The sequence below is a fragment of the Embleya sp. NPDC025285 genome (genome assembly GCF_055558835.1).
The window spans coordinates 14,828-35,980 of sequence record NZ_JBVHLU010000105.1; the positions used below are offsets into that span (position 1 = coordinate 14,828).

Consider the following 21,153-nt stretch of genomic DNA (forward strand, 5'->3'; position numbering starts at 1 on the left):
CACCGCCCTCTTCGACTATCCGACTCCCGAGGCCCTCGCCGGACACCTGTGCGCCCTGCTGCTCGGCGAGCGGCCCGCCCTCGAATCGGAGCCGGGGACCGGCACGCCCGCCGAGCGACAGGCAACGATGGAGGAGCCGATCGCGATCGTGGGCATGAGTTGCCGGTTGCCCGGCAACGTGTCGTCGCCGGAGGACTTGTGGGACCTGGTGAGTTCGCAGACCGACGCGATCTCCGCGTTCCCCACCGACCGGGGCTGGAGCGTCGAGTACGACCCGGACCCCGACCACGTGGGCACGACGTGCACCCGACACGCCGGATTCCTTTACGACGCACCGGACTTCGACGCCGGGTTCTTCGCGATCAGCCCCGGTGAGGCGGTCACGGTCGACCCGCAGCACCGGTTGTTCCTGGAGACGTCGTGGGAGGCGGTCGAACGGGCCCGGATCGACCCGACCTCGCTGCGCGGCAGCCGGACCGGCGTGTTCGTCGGCATCATGTACAGCGAGTACGGCGCCCGCATCCGGCGCGTTCCGCCGAGTGCGGAGGGCTACCGGGTCGTGGGCAGCATGCCCAGCGTCGCCTCCGGGCGCCTCGCCTACAGCCTCGGCCTGGAGGGGCCGGCGGTCACCGTGGACACCGCCTGCTCCTCCTCCCTGGTGGCCGTGCATCTCGCCGCGCAGTCCCTGCGCAGGGGCGAGTGCACGCTCGCGGTGGCCGGAGGCGTCACCGTGATGGCCACGCCCTGGGGCTACGTCGAGTTCAGTCGACAGCGCGGGCTGGCACCCGACGGGCGGTGCAGGTCCTTCTCGGCCGACGCGACCGGCAGCAGTTGGTCCGAGGGGGTGGGCGTCCTGCTCCTGGAACGGCTGTGTGACGCGCGGCGCAACGGGCACCACATTCTCGCCGTCGTGCGCGGATCGGCGGTGAACCAGGACGGCGCGTCGAACGGGCTGACGGCGCCCAACGGCCCGGCCCAGCAGCGGGTGATCCGCCAGGCACTGGTCCACGCGGGCCTGACCACGGCGGATGTGGACTGCGTGGATGCCCACGGCGCCGGAACCCAGTTGGGCGACCCGATCGAGGCGCAGGCACTCCTGGCCACCTACGGACAGGACCGGCCGAGCGACCGGCCGCTGTGGCTGGGCTCGCTGAAGTCCAACATCGGGCACACCCAGGCCGCGGCCGGGGTGGCGGGCGTGATCAAGATGGTGATGGCGATGCGCCACGCCGAACTGCCGCGCAGCCTGCACATCGCCGAACCGACGCCGCACGTGGACTGGTCCTCCGGGGCGGTACGGCTCCTGCGTGAAGCGAGGCCGTGGCCGCGGATCGACCGGCCGCGCCGGACGGCGGTCTCCTCGTTCGGCGTCGGTGGCACGAACGCCCACATCATCCTGGAGCAGGCGCCCCCGGAACCAGACCGGCCTCGTGCGGCACCGGCGGCCCCGGCCGCGGGGGAGCCCACCGGTACCGCCGAGATCGCAGGCCGCCCGCTGCCGTGGATGATCTCAGGGGCCGGGCGGGCGGGCCTACGGGCCCAGGCGTTGCGGGTGGCGGACTTCTTGACGTCGGACCCGCAGGCGCCGGACCCGGATCTGGCCTACTCGCTGCTGAGTTCCCGGGCCGCCCTGGCCGACCGTGCCGTCGTGGTGGCCCCGGACCGGACCGCGGCGATCGCCGGTCTGGCAACGCTCGCCGACGGCGACCAGGGCCCGAACGCGGCCCTGGGGACGGCCACGGCACGGGACCGGGTCACGTTCGTATTCCCCGGGCAGGGCTCGCAGTGGCCGGGCATGGCCACCGAACTGATCCGCAGCTCACCCGTGTTCCGGGAATCGATCGACGCCTGCGCCGACTGCATCGCCCCACACGTCGACTGGTCGCCGACGAAGGTGCTGCGCGGTGAAGCCGACCCGTCGATCCTGGACCGGGTCGACGTCGTGCAGCCCGCGCTGTTCGCGGTGATGGTCTCCCTCGCGGCAGTGTGGCGATCCTTCGGCGTGGAACCGGCCGCAGTCGTCGGGCACTCGCAGGGCGAGATCGCCGCGGCCCACGTCGCGGGCGCACTCTCCCTGGAGGACGCGGCCCGCATCGTGGCCCTGCGCAGCCGCGCCCTGCGAGTCCTGGCCGGCACGGGCGGGATGGTCTCGGTCGTCGCCCCCGTCGAGCAGGTGCGCCGCTGCCTTGCGCCCTGGGACGGTGCCGTGTCCGTCGCGGCGGTCAACGGACCGCGGTCGGTGGTCGTCTCCGGCGAACCCGTGGCCCTGCGCGAGGCCATGGAGGCATTCGAGGCGCAGGGTCTGCGGGCACGGCGGATCCCGGTGGACTACGCGTCCCACTCGGCATCGATCGATCAGATCCGGGCGACCCTCCTGGCGGAGATGTCCGGCGTGCACCCGCGACCCGCGACCGTGCCGTTCTATTCGACGGTCCTCGGCGAGCCGATCGACACGACGGCCCTGGACGTCTCGTACTGGGTGCGCAACCTCCGCGAGACCGTACAGTTCCACCGCACGGTGGACCGGCTGCTCGCCGACGGCCACACGACCTACATCGAGATGAGCCCGCACCCGATCCTCACCGCCGCCGTCCAGGAGGCGGCCGACGCCGCAGGCGCCGAGCGAGCCGGTGACGTCCTGACCGTCGACTCGCTGCGACGCGGCGAGGGCGGCCCGGCACGGATGCTGACCGCGGTCGCCGAGGCCCACGTCCACGGCGTGGCCGTGCACTGGGCGGAGGCGTTCCGCGATGTCGACGCCCGTCTGACGGACGTACCCACCTACGCCTTCCAACGCACCCGCTACTGGCTGGAGGAGGCGGCGGCACCGGAGGCGGACGTGACGACGGCCGGTCTGGACGGCGTCGACCACCCCCTGCTGGGGGCCGCGGTCGCGCTGGCGGACGGGACCGGCGGCATGCTCTTCACCGGGAGCCTGTCCACCAGGACCCATCCCTGGCTCGCCGATCACGCCGTCGCCGACATCCTCGTCGTACCGGGCACGGCACTGCTGGAGGTGGCTCTCCAAGCCGGTGCGCACGCGGGCTGCGACGTGCTCGAAGAACTGGTCCTCCAGGCCCCGTTGATCCTGCCCGAGCAGGGCACCGTCCGTCTCCAGGTGACCGTGGGCGGACCGGACGATCGCGCGCGACGGGGGATCACCCTGTACTCCCGGGACGGCGATGCCGCCGACGCGCCCTGGACCCGGATCGCCGAAGGCACCTTGGCGCGCGGCGACGGCCGTCTTGCAAAGCCCCTGCGGCAGTGGCCGCCGGACGGCGCGCAGGAGATCGAACTCGAGCACTGCTACCGCGAGTTGGCCGGGATCGGACTCGACTTCGGCGCCGCGTTCCAGGGTCTGGAGCGCTGCCGGCGCCTGGACGAGGATCTGTACGCGGACGTCGAACTCCCCGAGAGCGCCGGCGGCGCCGATCGCTACGGGCTGCACCCCGCGCTGTTCGACGCGGCCCTGCACGCCCCGGCGTTCGTGTCCGCGTCCGCCGTCCCCTCCGACGCGGCCGTGATCCGACTGCCGTTCTCCTGGAGCGGGGTGACCCTGCACGCCACGGGCGCCACCGCGTTGCGCGCCCGCATCCGAGCCACCGGACCCGGCACCCTGTCGGTCACCGCCACGGACCCGGCCGGGCACCCGGTGCTGACGGTGGAGGCCCTGGGCATGCGCCCGGTGGCCGTGCAGTCCCTGCGTCGGGCCGCGGCCGTGGCCGACGCCGCACTGCTGCGCCCGCAGTGGCGGCCCGAGCGGCAACGCGCGCGCCGTGACCCGGCGCCGGTGCACTGGGCGTGGATCGGGGACGGAGCCGCCGAGACGAACGGCCCGTTGACGGCCCGGGGCATCGTGTGCGCCCACCACCGGGATCCGGCGGCGCTGCGGGCGTACCTGGACACCGGCGGCAGCGCACCCGAGGTCCTCGTCCTCGCCCAGCCGTCGGGGCACCTCGGGCTCACGCCGGCCGCGGGATCCCCGGCCGTCGACCCGGCCACCGCCGCGCATCGCAGCGCGCACTCCGTGCTGGCCGCACTGCAGGAGTGGCCGGCCGACGAACGCCTGGCCCACACACGTGTGGTCCTGCTCACGCGCGGCGCGGTCGCCGCGGGTCCGGGCTCGCCACCCGACCCCGCCCTCGCCGCGGCCTGGGCCCTGGCGGCCTCGGCGCAGTCGGAGTACCCGGACCGCATTCGACTGGTGGACCTCGACGACCGCGACGCGTCCCGATCCGCACTCGTCGACGCGGTGGCCTCGGACGCGCCCCAGGTGGCGGTGCGCGACGGAGTCCTGCTGATCCCGAGCCTGGTGCGAGTGGCGGCGGCGTCGGCGGCCCGGGGTGCGACCTGGCGCACGGACGGGACGGTCCTGGTGACCGGCGGCCTCGGCACACTGGGCCGGTTGGTGGTGCGGCACCTGGTGGTCACGCACGGCGTCCGACGGGTCGTCGTGGTGTCCCGGTCGGGCGAATCGGGCCCGGGCGCAGCCGAGTTCGTGAAGGAACTGAGCGCCGAGGGCGCCGACATCCGGGTGGTGGCGGGCGATGTCGGGGATCGTCGCGCGCTGGAGGACGTCCTGGCGTCGATCCCGACCGAGTACGCGCTGACCGGCGTGGTGCACATGGCCGGCGTCCTGGACGACGGCATCCTGGCGGCACAGACCCCCGAACGCCTCGACCGGGTGCTGCGCCCCAAGGCGGACGGTGCCTGGCATCTGCACGAGGCGACGGCCGGCTCGGACGTGGCGTTCGTCGCGTTCTCGTCGGTGTCGAGCGTCCTGGGACCCGCGGGACAGGCCGGCTACGCGGCGGCCAATGCCTTCGTGGACGCCTTGATGGCGCAGCGCCGGGCCGCGGGTCTGCACGGCGTGTCACTGGGCTGGGGACTGTGGCAGGCACGATCGGGGCTGACGGAGGCGATGGCGGAGGCGGACGTACGGCGGATCGCCCGCTCGGGCGTCAGGGCGCTCTCCGACGCCCAGGGGCTCGCGCTGTTCGACCTCGGCTGCGCCGCCGATGAACCCGTGGTCTTCCCGCTGCGGCTGGACACCGCGGGCCTGCGCGACGGCGACGACGTGCCGCGCCTGCTGCGCGGACTCGCCAGTACCCCGGTCCGCCGGACCGCGGTCGGCGCGGTCGACACGGGGGACGAGCCGGGCGGGGAGCAGCTGGCCACCCGGCTCGCCGGCCTCCCGGAGGACGAACAGGACGATCTCCTGCTGACCCTGGTGCGCACCCACGTCGCGGCCGTGCTGGCGTACGACGACCCCCGGGCCGTCGGCGAGCGGCGCTCCTTCGCGGACATCGGATTCGACTCCCTGCGCGCCCTGCAACTGCGCAACCGCCTCGGCGGCGCCACCGGCCTACGGCTGTCGCCCACGCTGGTCTTCGACTACCCCACACCGGTCGCCCTCGGCCGACACCTGCGCGGCCTGCTGCTGCCGCATGCTCCGTCGTCGACGACGACGGTCGGGCCGCCCGCCGACCACGCGCTCCCCCCTGCTGCGCACGGGAGCGGCGAGGACCCGGATCGGCTGCGCTCGGCCTCGCGGGAGGAGGTCTTCGACTACCTCGACAACCTGCTCGACGAGTAGGCCCGCTTCGGCACGCCGAATCGGAACGATCCGGTCCCGCTCGAACCCGACAAGGAACCGCTCGATGCGTGCGTTGCTGATCGACAACTACGACTCCTACACCTACAACCTGTTCCAGCTCCTCGCCCGGGTGTACGGCAAGGAGCCGACCGTCCTGGTCAACGACGACCGGGCCTGGGCGGTGCAGGATCCGGGGGCGTTCGACTGCGTGGTGATCTCACCCGGTCCGGGCCGACCCCAGCGCCCGAGCGACCTCGGGTTCTGCCGGGACCTGCTGGACCGCTGGCCGGACGTGCCGGTACTGGGGGTGTGCCTGGGGCACCAGGCGATCGCCCACCACTACGGCGGGCGGGTGGTGCCGGGAGCGCCCCGGCACGGCCACCTCACGCGGGTCCGGCACCGCGAGGAAGACCTGTTCGACGGCATTCCCCAGGACTTCACGGCGGTGCGCTACCACTCGCTGCGGGTGGTCGAGCCCCTGCCGAGCGGCCTCCGGGCCACCGCCTGGGCGGAGGACGAGACCGTCATGGCACTCAGGCACGAGAGCCTGCCCCGATGGGGCCTGCAGTTCCACCCGGAATCCGTCGCGAGCGAGTTCGGCGAGCAACTCCTGTGGAACTTTGCCGAGTCGATAGGCGGGCACTACGCCTCCCCACCGCCCGAGTACGCGCGCTGGGCCCCGTCGTCGGACAGTGCCCCGGCGCCGCAATTCGAGCTGGCCGTCGAGGTCGTCGACCGGGAGGTGGACACCGCGGCCCTGTTCACCACGTTGTTCGCGGAAAGCGAGTACGCCTTCTGGCTCGACAGCAGCGCCCCCGGCGTCGGCGGGGCCAGGTTCTCCTTCCTCGGCGACGACTCCGGTCCCCGTGCCGAGACACTGACGTACCGAACCGGGGAGAACGCGGTGACGGTCCACGACGCCGGGGGCGTACGGGAGGAGAAGGGCACCGTCTTCGAGGTGCTCCGGGACCGGCTCCGTACCCGCGAACTGCCCGCGGCGGACCTTCCCTTCGACCTCAACGGCGGATACGTCGGCTACTTCGGCTATGAACTCAAGGCCGAGTGCGGGAGCCCGAACATCCACCGGGCACAGACCCCGGACGCGGTGTGGATGTTCGCCGATCGTCTGGTCGCGGTGGACCATCAGCAGGAGCGGACCTACGTCCTGGCCCTGAGCGGTCCGGACCCGGGGGAGGCCGAGAACGCCCGTGCCTGGGTGGCGCGCACGGCGCTGCGCGCCCGCTCGCTGCCGGACCCCGCGCCCGCCCGGCCGATCGGCTCGCCGGCCGCGGCGCCCGACCCGGCGGCCGAACAGGAGGCCGAGGAGCCGGTCCTCGCCCGCGTCCGGGCCGACTACGTGCGCGACATCGAGGACTGCCTCGCGGAACTGCGCAGCGGAGAGAGCTACGAGATCTGCCTGACCAACCGGATGCGACTACCCGCCCTGCCCGACCCCTTGGGCTATCACCTGCTGCTCAGGCACCTCAATCCGGCGCCCTACAGCGCCTTCCTGCGGCTCGGCGCGGTCGCCGTCGTCTGTTCGTCCCCGGAACGATTCCTGCGGATCGACCGGGACGGAATCGTCGAAAGCAAGCCGATCAAGGGAACGGCGCCACGCGGCGCCGACCCGGTCAGCGACGAGGCACTACGCCTGTCCCTGACGGCGTCGGCGAAGACCCGCGCCGAGAACCTCATGATCGTCGACCTGCTCCGCAACGACTTGGGCCGGGTGTGCGAGGTGGGCTCGGTCGACGTGCCCGCGTACATGGTGACCGAGTCGTACGCGACGGTGCATCAACTCGTCACGACGGTCCGCGGCCGGCTGCGGCGCGAGGTGGATCCGGTGTCCTGCGTCCGCGCCTGCTTTCCCGGCGGGTCGATGACCGGCGCCCCCAAGCTGCGGACGATGGCCATCATCGACCGCCTGGAGCAGGAGGCGCGCGGCGTCTACTCGGGCACCATCGGCTACTTCGGACTCTGCGGCGGCGCGGACCTCAACATTGTGATCCGCACCGCCGTGACCTCGGCCACGGACACGGTGATCGGCGCCGGCGGCGCGATCGTGCTCGACTCGGACCCCGCCGACGAGTTCGACGAAGTGCTGCTCAAGGCGAGTGTGTTGCTGCGCGCGCACACCCTGCTGACGGCATCGGGCCGGCGGAGCGGGGAGCCGCGTGCGGGCTGACCCGACGACGGCCGCCTCCTCCCGCGGGAGCCGCGACCGGGCGAGCCGTTCAAGTCGACCCCAAGACCGCACCAAGACGCACCGAACAGAATGCGCTGCTGGCTGCGCACCCGCCTTTCCCCGAGAGAAGGACAGGGATATGTCGACCGTCGAAGGGTCTGGGGCATTGCGGCAGGTTGTGCCGTTCCTGGACATCACCGTGCCGGATTTCGTGTGGGACTCTCCCGAGGTGGCCGAGGCCAGGGAACGATCCTGGGTCGCCGAAACCCCGCTGGGACTACTCGTGTTGCGCTACGCCGAGGCGCACAGCCTCTCCCGCGACGCGCGCCTGGTCTCGGGTTTCCGAGACGTCGTGGACCTGGTCGGGCCCGGCGAGGGGCTGGTGCGCGATTTCATGCGCGACTTCATGCAGAGCCTGGAGGGCCCCGACCACCGCCGCCTGCGCGGTCTGGTCACCCACGCGTTCACGGCACGCCGCGTCGCCGCGCTGCAACCGTTCATACGTGCCACCGCGGAGCGCCTTGCCGACGAACTGGCCGCCGGGGGCGAACGCGACTTCGTCGACGCGTTCGCCGACCCGCTGCCCGCGGCCGTGGTGTGCGAACTGCTCGGCTTCCCTCCTGCGGACTACGACACCGTCGGCCGCTGGTGCCGGAACACCAACCTGGTCCTCGCGCTCGGCCCCGACCAGAGCAGGGTCGCCGAGGTCGAGGAGGGCCTGGCGGGGATGTACGACTACTTCGACACGGTGATCCGCGAGCGCAAGGCGAAGCCCGGCGACGACCTGTTCTCCGACATCCTGCGCGCCAAGCAGGAGGACGGCGCTCTCGACGACCGTGAACTGCGCACCCTGATCGCGACCCTGCTGGTCGCCGGGTACCAGACCACCAGTCATCAACTCGGCCACGCCATGGTGGCGTTCGCCGCGCACCCCGAGCAGTGGTCGCTGCTGCGAGAGCAGCCGGACCTGGTCACCCAGGCGGTGGAGGAGGTGCTGCGCTGGTGCCCCACGACGACGGTGGTGGCCACCAAGTCCGCGGCCGAGGACTTCTCCGTCAACGGCTACCCGATATCGAAGGGAACCCCGGTGTGGTTGTGCGCGCACTCGGCGCAGCGCGATCCCCTGGTGTTCGAGGGCGGCGACGCGTTCGACATCACGGTGCGGCGGGAGGCCTCCCCGCTGGCGTTCGGCGGCGGCGCGCACTACTGCCTGGGCGCGGCGCTGGCGCGCGTCGAACTCGCCGAGGCCCTCGAAGCCCTGGCCGCCCGTCTCGGGCCGCCCGAGGTCGCCGGACCGATCACCTGGCGGCCCTCGACCGGGGTGTCCGGGCCGGATCTGCTGCCGTTGCGCTTCGGCGCCCCGACCGGCGCTTGACGCCGCCCGGCCAGGCGGTGCGCCCCTGAGGCGGAGGCGGGCGTCACCGGGGACGGGTTCACGGGCCCGCCGTCCGCGCCGTCCTCGGCGGGCGCGCGTCTCCACATCTTTCGCGGGAAGGGCGGCACGTTCGACATGACCCACGACATCCACGACGCCAAGATGCTGGACTATCTCAAGCGTGTCTCCGCCGAGTTGGAGCGCACCCGCGAGCACCTGCGGCTCGCCCGGGCCAAGCACCGGGAGCCCGTCGCGCTGGTGTCGATGGCCTGCCGTTTCCCCGGCGGCGTCGCCTCGCCCGAGGAGCTGTGGCGCCTGGTGGCCTCGGGGCGGGACGGGGTCGGTGCGCTCCCCGTGGACCGGGGCTGGGACGTCGAGGGGCTCTACCATCCCGACCCCGAGCAGGTGGGCACCTGCTATGCGCGGGAGGGCGGATTCCTCGCGGACATCATGTCGTTCGACGCGGGGCTGTTCGAGATCAGTCCGCGTGAGGCCCTGGTGATGGATCCGCAGCAGCGGCTGCTGCTCGAGGTCTCCTGGGAGACCTTCGAGCGGGCGGGCCTGGCCCCCGCCGCGGTGCGTGGCAGCCGAACCGGCGTCTTCACCGGGATGATGGGGCAGGACTACACGGCGCGGTTGCCCGGCGCGCTGTCGGAGCACGAGGGCAGGCTGGAGACCGGACGCGCGGCGAGCGTCGCGTCCGGGCGGGTCGCCTACACCTTCGGTCTCGAAGGCCCGGCGGTCACCCTCGACACGGCCTGTTCCTCGTCCCTGGTGGCGCTGCACTTCGCCGTACAGGCACTGCGGAACGGGGAGTGCGACCTCGCGCTGGCCGGCGGAGCCACGTTGATGTCGAGCCCGGCGACGCTCCTGGAGTTCAGCAGGCAACGGGTGCTCTCGCCCGACGGCCGGTGCAAGGCGTTCGCGGGCCGGGCCGACGGCACGGGGCTCGGCGAGGGTGTGGGCGTCGTCCTGCTGGAGCGGCTCTCGGACGCGCGGCGGCTGGGGCATCGCGTGCTGGCCGTCGTCCGGGGCAGCGCCGTCAACCAGGACGGCGCGTCGAACGGCCTGACCGCCCCCAACGGCCCCGCGCAGCAGCGGGTGATCCGCGCGGCCCTCGCGGACGCCGGGCTCACGGGAGCCGACGTGGACACGGTGGAGGCGCACGGAACGGGCACCCGCCTGGGCGACCCCATCGAGGCGCAGGCGCTGCTGGCGACGTACGGACGCGACCGCGGGGCGGACCGGCCGCTGTGGCTGGGGTCGTTGAAGTCGAACATCGGCCACACGCAGGCCGCCGCCGGAATCGCGGGCGTGATGAAGACGGTCATGGCCCTGCGGCACGGGCTGCTGCCGCCGACCCTGCACGTCGACACCCCCACGCCACACGTCGACTGGTCCGCGGACACCGTGCGGCTCCTGACCGAGTCCCGCCCCTGGCCGGCCACGAATCGCCCGCGGCGGGCAGGGGTCTCCTCGTTCGGGATCAGCGGGACGAACGCGCACGTGATCATCGAAGCCGCCGACGAGGCGCCGACCGACGAGGCCGGGGATCGCGCGCACCACGCGCCGGCGCCGCCGGCGGCGCCGGAACCGGCGGATTCCGACCCCGGGCCGGTGGCGTGGGTGTTGTCCGCGGGCAGCCCGCGGGCGCTGCGTGCGCAGGCGGCCCGGTTGCGCGAGCACATGGCGGCGCATCCGGCCCTTCGCGCGGCCGACGTCGCCCACGCGTTGGCGACCACCCGCGCACCACTGGCGCACCGGGCCGTCGTGGTCGGTCGCCGCAACGGTGAACTCCTGCGTGGTGTCGCGGCGTTGGCCCAGGGCGAACCCTGCGCGGGACTCGTCGAGGGCGTGGCGCGCGACCCCGGCCGGACGGTCTTCGTGTTCCCCGGCCAGGGTTCCCAGTGGGACGGGATGGCCGTGGAGCTGTGGAACTCGTGCGCCGTCTTCCGCGAGCGCATGCAGGAGTGCGCGGCAGCCTTGGACCCGTACGTCGACTGGTCCCTGCCCGACGTGGTGCTCGGCCGCGTCGACGACACCGGCAAGGACCGTGTCGACCGGGTCGATGTCGTGCAACCGGTGTTGTGGGCGGTATTGGTGTCGCTGGCGGAGCTGTGGCGCTCGCACGGCGTCGAACCGGCCGCCGTGGTGGGGCATTCGCAGGGCGAGATCGCCGCGGCCTGTGTCGCGGGCGCGTTGTCCCTCGACGACGGCGCACGCGTCGTGGCCCTGCGCTCCCGGCTGATCGCCGAACGGCTGGCCGGTGCGGGCGGCATGGTCTCCCTGACGGCCCCGGTCGAGGAGGTCCGCGCGCGGCTCGCGGACTTCGCCGGACGACTCTCGCTCGCCGCGGTGAACGGCCCCTCGTCCGTGGTGCTCTCCGGAGACCCCACGGCGCTCGACGAGTTGACGGGCGCCTGCGCGCGGGACGGTGTACGTACTCGGCGCGTGGCCGTGGACTACGCCTCCCACTCCCCGCACGTGGAGGCGCTGCGCACGGAACTGCTCGCCCGGTTGGCGGACATCCGTCCCCGGACGGGCACGCTGCCGCTGTACTCGACGGTGACGGGCAACGTGGTGCCGGGTGAGGAGTTGATCGCGGACTACTGGTACCGCAACCTGCGGCGCACGGTCCGGCTCTCGGACGCCGTGGAGCGACTCGGCGCCACCGGACACGGCACGTTCGTGGAGTGCAGCCCGCACCCGGTGCTCGCCCTCGGCCTGACGGAGACGCTCGGCCGACTGGGCCGGGAGGCTCTCGTGACGGGCACGCTGCACCGAGACGACGGCGGCCTCGACCGGTTCCTCCTCTCCCTGGGCGAGGTGTACGCGGGCGGCCGATCGCCCGACTGGACGAAGGTGTTCGCCGGGACCGACGTGCGCCGTGTGTCGCTGCCCACGTACGCGTTCGACCGGCAGCGATACTGGCTCGACGCCACGCCGCCCGCCGGTGACGTCGGTTCGGCCGGGCTGAGCCCGCTCGACCACCCCTTCTGGGGAGCGGTCACCGACCTTCCCGACTCCGGCGGCGTGCTCCTGACCGGGCGGCTGTCCCGCGACACCCACCCCTGGCTCGGTAGTCATGCGGTCGGCGACGTCGTCCTGCTGCCCGGAACGGCCCTCCTGGAACTGGCGGTTCGAGCCGCCGAGCAGGTGGGCTGCGACGGGGTGGCGGAACTGACCCTGGAGGCCCCCCTGGTCCTGCCGCCGCGAGGCGGTGTGCAGTTGCGGGCCGTCGTCGGTCCGGCCGACGCGGCCGGCGACCGCGCGATCACCATCCACGCCCGGCCGGAGCACACCCCGGACGGAGCGTGGACCAGGCAGGCGGCCGGATCGCTCGCCCGTACCGTCGGGCACGAAAGCCGCGCGTCGCACGCCTGGCCGCCGCCCGGCGCCGAACCCGTGCCGGTGGAGGGCGTGTACGAGGACCTGGCCGCGCTGTCCCTGCGCTACGGCCCCGAGTTCCGAGGTCTGCGGGCCGCCTGGCGGTGGGGGGACGAGGTCCTCGCCGAGGTCGTGCTCCCGGGGGACGGCGACAGCGACGGGTTCGCGATCCACCCGGCCCTGCTCGACGCCGCGCTGCACGCGGCGGCGGTCGGCGACGCCGCGACACGGGCGCGGACAAGCCCGGCCTCCGGGCCTCGGCTGCCGTTCTCGTGGTCCGGTGTGCGGATCCACGCGGTCGGCGCGACGCGGCTGCGGGTACGGATCACCCCGCTGGGCCCCGACGCCGTCGCGGTGGAGGCCGCCGACGCGACCGGGGCACCCGTGGTGTCCGTGCAATCGCTCGCCCTGCGTTCGATGGCACTCGACCGCCTTCGACCCGCCGTCGCGGAGTCGACGGACTCCCTGTTCGCCGTCGACTGGGTGCCCGCCGCGGGCGGGGCGTCCCCGACGCCCCGGTCGTGGGTCGTCCTCGACGGCGCCGAGGCGGTCGTCGCGGCTCTCGAACGCACCGACGTCCCGGTGCACAAGGTCGCGGAACTCGCGGCGGCGACGGCGGGAGAGCATGTGCCGGGCGCGGTCCTGGTGGCGCTCCCGATGCCCGCGCCCGGCTGCGCCGACCCGCGTGCGGCCGTCCGAGACACCGTCGGGGGAGCACTGACGCTGATCCAGGCGTGGCTCGCCGACGAACGCGGCAGCTCCACCCGCCTCGTGCTGTTGAGCCGAGGCGCGGTGGCGGCGCGCGACGACGAGACGTGCGATCCGGCCCTGGCCGCGGCATGGGGCCTGCTGCGCTCGGCGCAGGCGGAGAACCCGGACCGGCTCGTCCTGGTCGACTGGGACGGCACGGAACCCTCCGGCGAAGCGCTGCCCGCGGTCGTGGGCGGCGACGAGCCGCAAGTGGCGCTGCGCGCCGGGAAGGTTTTCGTACCCAGACTCCGACGGGTGCCGCCCTCCGGCGGTGATCGCGACAACACGGGCAACGGCGCCACCGGCACCCGGGAAGATTCCGAACGCCCGGACGGTCCGAAGGACTTCGCCGGCTTCGGCGGCGAGGGCACCGTTCTGGTGACGGGCGCGACGGGTGTGCTCGGCCGGGTCGTGGCCCGCCACCTCGTCCGGGCGCACGGAGTACGGCACCTGTTGCTGACGAGTCGCCGCGGCGCGGCCGCGCCCGGAGCCGCCGAACTCGGCGCGGAACTGGCGGAACTGGGCGCGTCCGTGCACTGGGCGGCGTGCGACGCGGGGGACCGCGCGGCCCTGATGGAGGTCCTCGCGCGGATTCCGGTGGAACACGCGTTGCGCGGTGTGGTCCATGCGGCCGGCGTCCTGGACGACGCGGTGCTCCCGTCGCTGTCCCCGGAACGCATCGACACCGTGTTCCGGCCGAAGGTCGACGCGGTGGTCAACCTGCACGAACTGACCCGAGACATGGACCTCTGCGCGTTCGTCGTCTTCTCCTCCGGGGCGGGCGTGTTCGGTACCGCGGGCCAGGGCGGCTACGCGGCGGCCAACGCCTTCCTCGACGCGTTCGTCGCTGTCCGACGTTCGCTGGGACTGCCCGCGCTCTCCCTGGCCTGGGGGCTGTGGGCCGAGACCGGCGCGATGACCGGCGCGATGTCGGACACCGACCGCGACCGGATGCGCCGAGCCGGGGTGACCGCGTTGTCGGTGGGAGAGGGCGTCGCCCTGTTCGACGCGGCCCTGCGGTCGGGGCTGCCCGTCGTCCTCCCGGCCCGCCTGGACCTCGCCGCCGTACGGGCACGGGCCGCCGCGGACGGCGTACCGGCGCTGTTGCGCGCCCTGGTGCGGCCACCGGCGCGGCGCGCGGCAACGGAGGTCGACGGCGACTCCGCCCTCGCCCGCGAACTCGCCGACCTCCCGACCCGGGACGGGGCAGCGAAGATCCTCGACGTGGTGCGGGCCCAGGTCGCGGCCGTCCTCGGCCACCCGGACCCGAGCGCCGTCGAACCCGGGCGCGCGTTCAAGGAGTCGGGATTCGACTCGCTCACCGCCCTCGAATTGCGCAACCGCCTCGCGCAAGTGACCGGCCTCCGGCTGCCCGCCACGCTCGTCTTCGACCATCCGACGCCGTACGAACTCGCCGAGCACGTCCACGAACGGCTGACCGGAAGGAACGGGCGTCGACAACCCCCGGCACGCGGCGCGATCGCGGCGGACGAGCCGATCGCCGTCGTGGGCATGGCCTGCCGCTTCCCGGGAGGCATCGGTTCGCCGGAGGATCTGTGGAACCTCGTGGACCGGGGCGCCGACGCCATCTCCGCCTTTCCCACCGACCGCGGCTGGTCCCTCGACTCCGCCGGCTTCGCGACGGCGGGCGGATTCCTCTCCGACGCGGCGTGGTTCGACCCCGAGTTCTTCGGCATCAGTCCGCGCGAGGCGGTGGCGATGGACCCGCAGCAGCGACTCCTGCTGGAGATCTCCTGGGAAGCGCTGGAACACGCGGGCCTGGACCCGGCGGCCCTGCGGGGCAGCCGCACCGGCGTGTTCGCCGGGCTGATGTACCACGACTACACCACGCGGCTGGGCACCATCACGCAGGACATCGCCGGATACCTCGGTACCGGCGGATCCGCGAGCGTCGCCACCGGACGCGTCGCCTACACCTTCGGATTCGAGGGCCCGGCCGTCACCGTGGACACCGCCTGTTCCTCGTCGCTGGTGGCCCTGCACCTGGCGGCGCAGGCGCTGCGCGGCGGAGACTGCGACCTCGCCCTCGCGGGCGGGGTCACCGTGATGTGCACGCCGAACGCCTTCGTCGAGTTCGCCAGGCAGGGCGCGCTGGCCGTCGACGCGCGCTGCAAGCCGTTCGCCGCCGCCGCGGACGGCACGGTGTGGGGCGAGGGCGCCGGCGTGCTCCTCGTCGAGCGCCTGTCGGACGCGGTGCGCAAGGGCCACCGCGTCCTTGCCGTGGTCCGGGGCTCGGCGGTCAACCAGGACGGGGCGAGCAACGGCCTGACCGCCCCGAACGGACCATCCCAGGAACGGGTGATCACCCAGGCGCTGGCCGGTGCCCGGCTCACGCCCGCCGAGGTGGACGTCGTCGAGGCGCACGGCACCGGCACCACCCTGGGCGACCCGATCGAGGCGCAGGCACTCCTGGCCACCTACGGCAGCGGGCGCCGCACCGACCACCCGGCGTGGCTCGGCTCGGTCAAGTCGAACATCGGTCACACCCAGGCGGCGGCGGGCGTCGCGGGTGTGATCAAGATGGTCATGGCCCTGCGCCGCGGCATCCTGCCGCGGACCCTGCACGTGGACGCGCCCTCCCCCCATGTCGACTGGTCGTCCGGCGCGGTCGAACTGCTGACCGAGGCACGACCCTGGCCCGTCACCGGGCGACCGCGTCGAGCCGCGGTGTCCTCGTTCGGCATCAGCGGCACCAACGCGCACGTCGTGCTGGAACAGGCTCCCGCCACGCCGGACCCGCACGTTCGACGCGCACCCGAGACGGGGGAACCCGAACATGCCGCCGCGAACGCCCAAGCGGCCGACACACCCGTGCCGTTGGTGCTCTCGGCCGGGAGCGAGCCCGCGCTGCGGGCGAGGGCGGCCGGACTGCGCAAGCGCCTCGTCGCCGAACCGGGACTCGACGCCGTCGATGTCGCCCACTCGCTGCTGACGACCCGCGCCTCGCTCGAACACCGGGCCGTGATCATCGGCGGCGACCGCGACGAACTGTTGTCCGCCCTGGCCGCCGTGGCGGAGGGCCGGCAGACCCCCGCGGCGATCGAGGGGCTCGCCGGTGACCCCGGCCGGACGGTGTTCGTCTTTCCCGGCCAGGGAGCCCAATGGCCGGGCATGGCCGCACGGTTGTGGGACACCGCACCCGTCTTCCGGGACCGCCTGGCCCAGTGCGCCGACGCGCTGGCCCCGTATGCCGACTGGTCCGTTGTGGACGTCGTCCGGGGCGGGGACACCGGAGTCGACCCGGAACGGGTGGACGTGGTCCAGCCCGCGCTGTGGGCGGTGATGGTGTCGCTCGCCGAGCTGTGGCGATCGTACGGCGTCGAACCCGACGCCGTGGTGGGGCACTCGCAGGGGGAGATCGCCGCGGCCTGCGTCGCGGGCGGCCTCTCCCTCGACGACGGCGCGCGCGTGGTCGCCCTGCGCAGCCGGGCCCTGAGGGCCATCGCGGGCCGCGGCGCGATGGTCTCGCTGGCGCTGACCGCCACCGAGGCCGAGGACCTGACGGCGGCCTGGCACGGACGAATCCACCTCGCGGCCGTCAACGGACCGGCGTCGGTGGTGGTGACGGGCGACACGGCCGCACTCGAGGACCTCCTCGCGCACTGCGAAAGGACCGGACGGTGGGCGCGTCGGATCCCGGTCGACTACGCCTCGCACTCGCCCCACGTGGAAGCCGTACGCGAGCGGATGGCCCACGACCTCGCCGAGATTCGCCCGGAGCCGGCCCGCATCGCCTTCATGTCGACGCTGACCGGCGCCTTCCAGGACACCACGGGACTCGACGGCGACTACTGGTATCGCAACCTGCGCGAGCCCGTGCGATTCGAGCCCGCCGTACGGGAATTGATCACCCGCGGCTACGGCGCGTTCGTCGAGGCCGCCCCCCACCCCATGCTCACCATGGGCCTACGGGAAATCCTGGAGGAGCACCCGGGCACGCCGGGCGTGGCCGTCGCGTCGCTGCGCCGCGACCAGGGCGGACCGGAACGTTTCCTGGCCTCGGTCGCCGAGGCGTACACCCACGGTGTCGCCGTGGACTGGTCCGCGACCTGGACCGGCCGTGCGCCACGCGTCGTGGACCTGCCGACCTACCCCTTTCAACGGCGTAGGTTCTGGCTCGACACACCCGCCGGTGCCGGCGACGTGAGCGCCGCGGGCCTGGGCCGCCCGGAGCACCCGCTCCTGGGCGCCCGCGTCGAACTCGCCGACTCCACCGAGACCGTGCTGACCGCGCGCTGGTCCCTGGACACCCACCCGTGGTTCGCCGACCACGCCGTCGGTGACACGGTGCTGGTGCCCGGTACCGCGTTCGTGGAACTGGCGGCGCTGGCGGGCGCCGAGACCGACTGCCCGCACATCCGGGAGCTGATCCAGGAAAAACCCCTGCTCCTCGCCGGAGACGGCGCGGTGCGACTCCAGGTCCGGGTCGGGCCCGCCGAGGAGGAGGGCACGCGGGCCCTCGGCGTGTACGCCCGCCCCGAGGACGCGGCTCCGCAGGACCCCTGGTCGTGCCACGCGCGCGGCATGCTCACCGCGGCACAGGCCGCGACCCCGGCGGCCCTCGACGGCACCTGGCCACCCCCGGGAGCCGTAGCCGTCGACCTGACCGACTTCTACGAACGGCTCGACGAGATCGGCCTGTCCTACGGCCCCGCGTTCCACGGCCTGCACACCGCGTGGCGGATGGGCGAGGAGATCTACGGTGAGGCCGCGCTGCCGGACGACATGGCGGCCGAAGCAGGCCGCTACCAGGCCCATCCCGCGCTGCTCGACGCCGCGCTCCACTCCTGTCTGCTCCGCGACCAAGGCGACGGCCCCGGTGCGGCGGCCATGCCGTTCGCCTGGAACGACGTCGCGTTCCACGGGCCGTGCGGCCCGGCGGTGCGGGTCCGGGTGTCCGCGGGGACGAACCGGGACGTGTCGGTGGTGGTGGCGGACACCGAAGGCACCCCCGCGGTGACGGTGCGCTCGCTGGCCGCCCGTCCGGTCTCCCCCGAAGGACTGCGTGCCCCGAGTGATCGCCGGGACGACCTGTTCCGGCTCACGTGGGTGGCCGCACCCGCGGCTCCCACCGGGCGGGGTGAACCGCGACACCGCGCGTGGGCGGTGCTCGGCGGCGACGACCTGGACCTGCCCCCGGAGGTGAAGCGCTTCCCCGACCTGTCCGCGTTGCGCTCCGCGACAAGTGCCGGCGAGCCCGAACCCGACCTCGTGCTCGCGGTGTTCGGCACGGACTCCGGCGCCGGTGCGGAGGCGGTGCGGGCCCGGGAGGCGACCCGTCGAGCCCTGGACGTGGTGCGCGACCGGATCGCTGAGGAGCCGGTGAGCGCGGCGCGGTGCGTCGTCGTCACATGTGGAGCGTTCGCCACGACGGACGACGAACCTCCCGGCGATCCGTCCGCCGCGGCGGTCTGGGGCCTGGTGCGCTCGGCCCAGGCGGAGAGCCCGGGCCGGTTCGTCCTGGTCGACCTCGACGCCCACCCGGCCTCCGTCGCCGCGTTGTCCGCCGCACTGGCCACCGACGAGCCTCAACTCGCGGTTCGCGAGGGGCGGATCATGCTTCCCCGGCTCGAACGTGTCCCGGTGGTCCCGATCGCCCCGGTGGACCCGGAACGCGGCGACCCGGGCACGGCGTGGGACCCCGCGGGCACCGTGCTGGTGACCGGCGCCTCCGGAACCCTGGGGCGCGCCCTGGCCCGGCATCTGGTCGTCGAGCACGGCGTACGCCGACTGCTCCTGGTGAGCCGGCGCGCCGACGAGAGCGCCGAAGCCTCGCTCCTGACCACCGAACTGGGTACGCACGGCGCCGAGGCGACGTGGGCGGCGTGCGACGTCGGCGATCGCGACGCGGTGGTCGCGCTGTTGACGTCGGTGCCCGCCGCGCACCCCCTCACCGCCGTGGTGCACGCGGCCGGTGTCCTGGACGACGGCGTGATTCCCGCGCTGACCCCGGAACGGATCGACCGGGTGTTCCGGCCCAAGGTGGACGGAGCGTGCCACCTGGACGAGCTGACCCGAACCGCGCCCTTGGCGGCGTTCGTGGTGTTCTCCTCGGCCGCGGCCACCCTGGGCAGCGCCGGACAGGGCAACTACGCGGCGGCCAACGCGTTCCTGGACGCACTGGTACGGCGGCGACGTCACGCCGGACTGCCCGCGCTGTCGCTGGCCTGGGGGCTGTGGGCCGAGAGCAGCGACATGACGGCCGGACTCGACCGGGCCGACCGGGCCCGGATGGCACGCGCCGGCGTCCAGGGCCTGCCGACCCGGGACGGGCTGGCGCTCTTCGACCTCGCCGGGACCGTGAACGAACCGCTGGTGTTGCCGATGCGGCTCGACCTGTCCGTGTTCCGGACGCGGCCCGACACGCTGCCCCCGGTGCTGCGCGACCTGGTGCGCGGCCCGGCGCGACGCAGGGGCGCCGGGGGTACGAGCGCCGGGGCGCTGCGGCGTCGCCTGGCCGCGCTGTCGCCGGCGGAGCGGGACCGGCAACTGCTCGAACTGGTCGTCGCCGAGACCGCGACCGTCCTGGGCTACCCGACCGCGGAAGCGGTGGGACGGGACCGGGCCTTCAAGGACCTCGGGTTCGACTCGCTGACGGCCGTGGAACTGCGCAACCGGCTCGCCGGCGCAACCGGCCTGCGGCTGCCCCCGACGCTGGTGTTCGACCACCCCACCCCCACGGCGCTCGCCGAGCGCTTGGCCGCGGAGCTTGCTCCCCGAGAGGAGGGGACGGACGTACCGCGTGACACCGAACGTCGGGTGCGTGACGCCCTGGCCGGCATCCCGCTTTCCCGGCTGCGCGACGCCGGCCTGCTGGACTCGCTGCTGGAACTCGCGGGCCACGCCGCCGCGGCCGAGTCGGCACCGCGGGAGCACAGCCCCGGGCCGGGGTCCGGCTCGATCGACCGGATGGACGCCGAGGGGCTGCTCGCGATGGCGCTGCACGACGGCCCGTACGGCGAGCACGACGACCCCGTCACCGACCCCGACAACGCGGCACACGCACGGACGGAGGAGCACGATGGCGGTCGCTGACGAGAGGTTCGTCGAGGCCCTGCGGGCCTCGCTGAAGGAGGTCGAGTCGCTCCGCGCGCAAACGCGCGAGCTGACGGCGGCAGCCCACGAGCCGGTGGCGATCGTGGCGATGGGCTGCCGCTTCCCCGGGGGCGTGCGCTCGCCGGAGGACCTGTGGGAGCTGGTGGCCACCGGAACCGACGCGGTCTCGGCCTTCCCCACCGACCGCGGCTGGGACACCGGGACGCTCTTCGACCCGGACCCCGACCGGTCGGGCCACACCTACGTCGGCGAAGGCGCCTTCCTCGACGACGCCTCGGAGTTCGACGCGGACCTGTTCGGGATCAGCCCGCGCGAGGCCGCCGCGATGGACCCCCAGCAGCGGCTGCTCCTGGAGATCGCGTGGGAGACCTTCGAACGCGCGGGGATCGATCCCGGCGGTCTCAAGGGACAACCCGTCGGGGCCTTCGTCGGATCGGTCCTGATGACCGGCGGCAGCGGGGGCGGGACCGGCGACGGGACCGAGGGGCACCAACTCACCGGCGCCGCCGCCAGTGTGTTGTCGGGTCGTCTGGCGTACACGTTCGGTCTGGAGGGTCCGGCGATCACGGTCGATTCGGCGTGTTCGGCGTCGTTGACGGCGTTGCATCTGGCTGTGCAGGCGTTGCGGCAGGGTGAGTGCACCCTGGCGCTGGCCGGCGGAGCCGCGGTGATGACCACCCCGGGAATCTTCGTGGAGTTCAGTCGGCAGCGGGGTCTTGCGGTGGATGGTCGGTGCAAGGCGTTCGCGGCGGGGGCGGATGGTACGGGGTGGGGGGAGGGTGT

General features: G+C 73.7%; 4 protein-coding genes and 1 pseudogene. All 5 read left to right on the forward strand.

Annotated features, from left to right (window positions below):
• Positions 1-112: 112 nt before the first annotated feature.
• Positions 113-5,596: pseudogene (locus ACZ4FV_RS42560) on the forward strand (type I polyketide synthase); the annotation flags it as partial.
• Positions 5,597-5,660: 64 nt separating this feature from the next.
• On the forward strand, positions 5,661-7,781 hold the full coding sequence (pabB, locus tag ACZ4FV_RS42565; protein WP_465326150.1) for an aminodeoxychorismate synthase component I: 2,121 nt from the start codon (positions 5,661-5,663) through the stop codon (positions 7,779-7,781).
• A gap of 139 nt (positions 7,782-7,920) precedes the next feature.
• Entirely contained in the window at positions 7,921-9,156 is a 1,236-nt protein-coding gene (locus ACZ4FV_RS42570; protein WP_465326152.1) for a cytochrome P450, read from the forward strand.
• Between the two features lie 147 nt (positions 9,157-9,303).
• Positions 9,304-20,349 carry a type I polyketide synthase gene (locus ACZ4FV_RS42575; RefSeq protein ID WP_465326154.1) on the forward strand — a complete coding sequence of 3,682 codons (11,046 nt, stop codon included), beginning with the start codon at positions 9,304-9,306 and terminating at the stop codon, positions 20,347-20,349.
• 31 nt (positions 20,350-20,380) lie between these two features.
• Positions 20,381-21,153: beta-ketoacyl synthase N-terminal-like domain-containing protein (locus ACZ4FV_RS42580; RefSeq protein ID WP_465326156.1), on the forward strand; the 773-nt coding region annotated here is incomplete at its 3' end.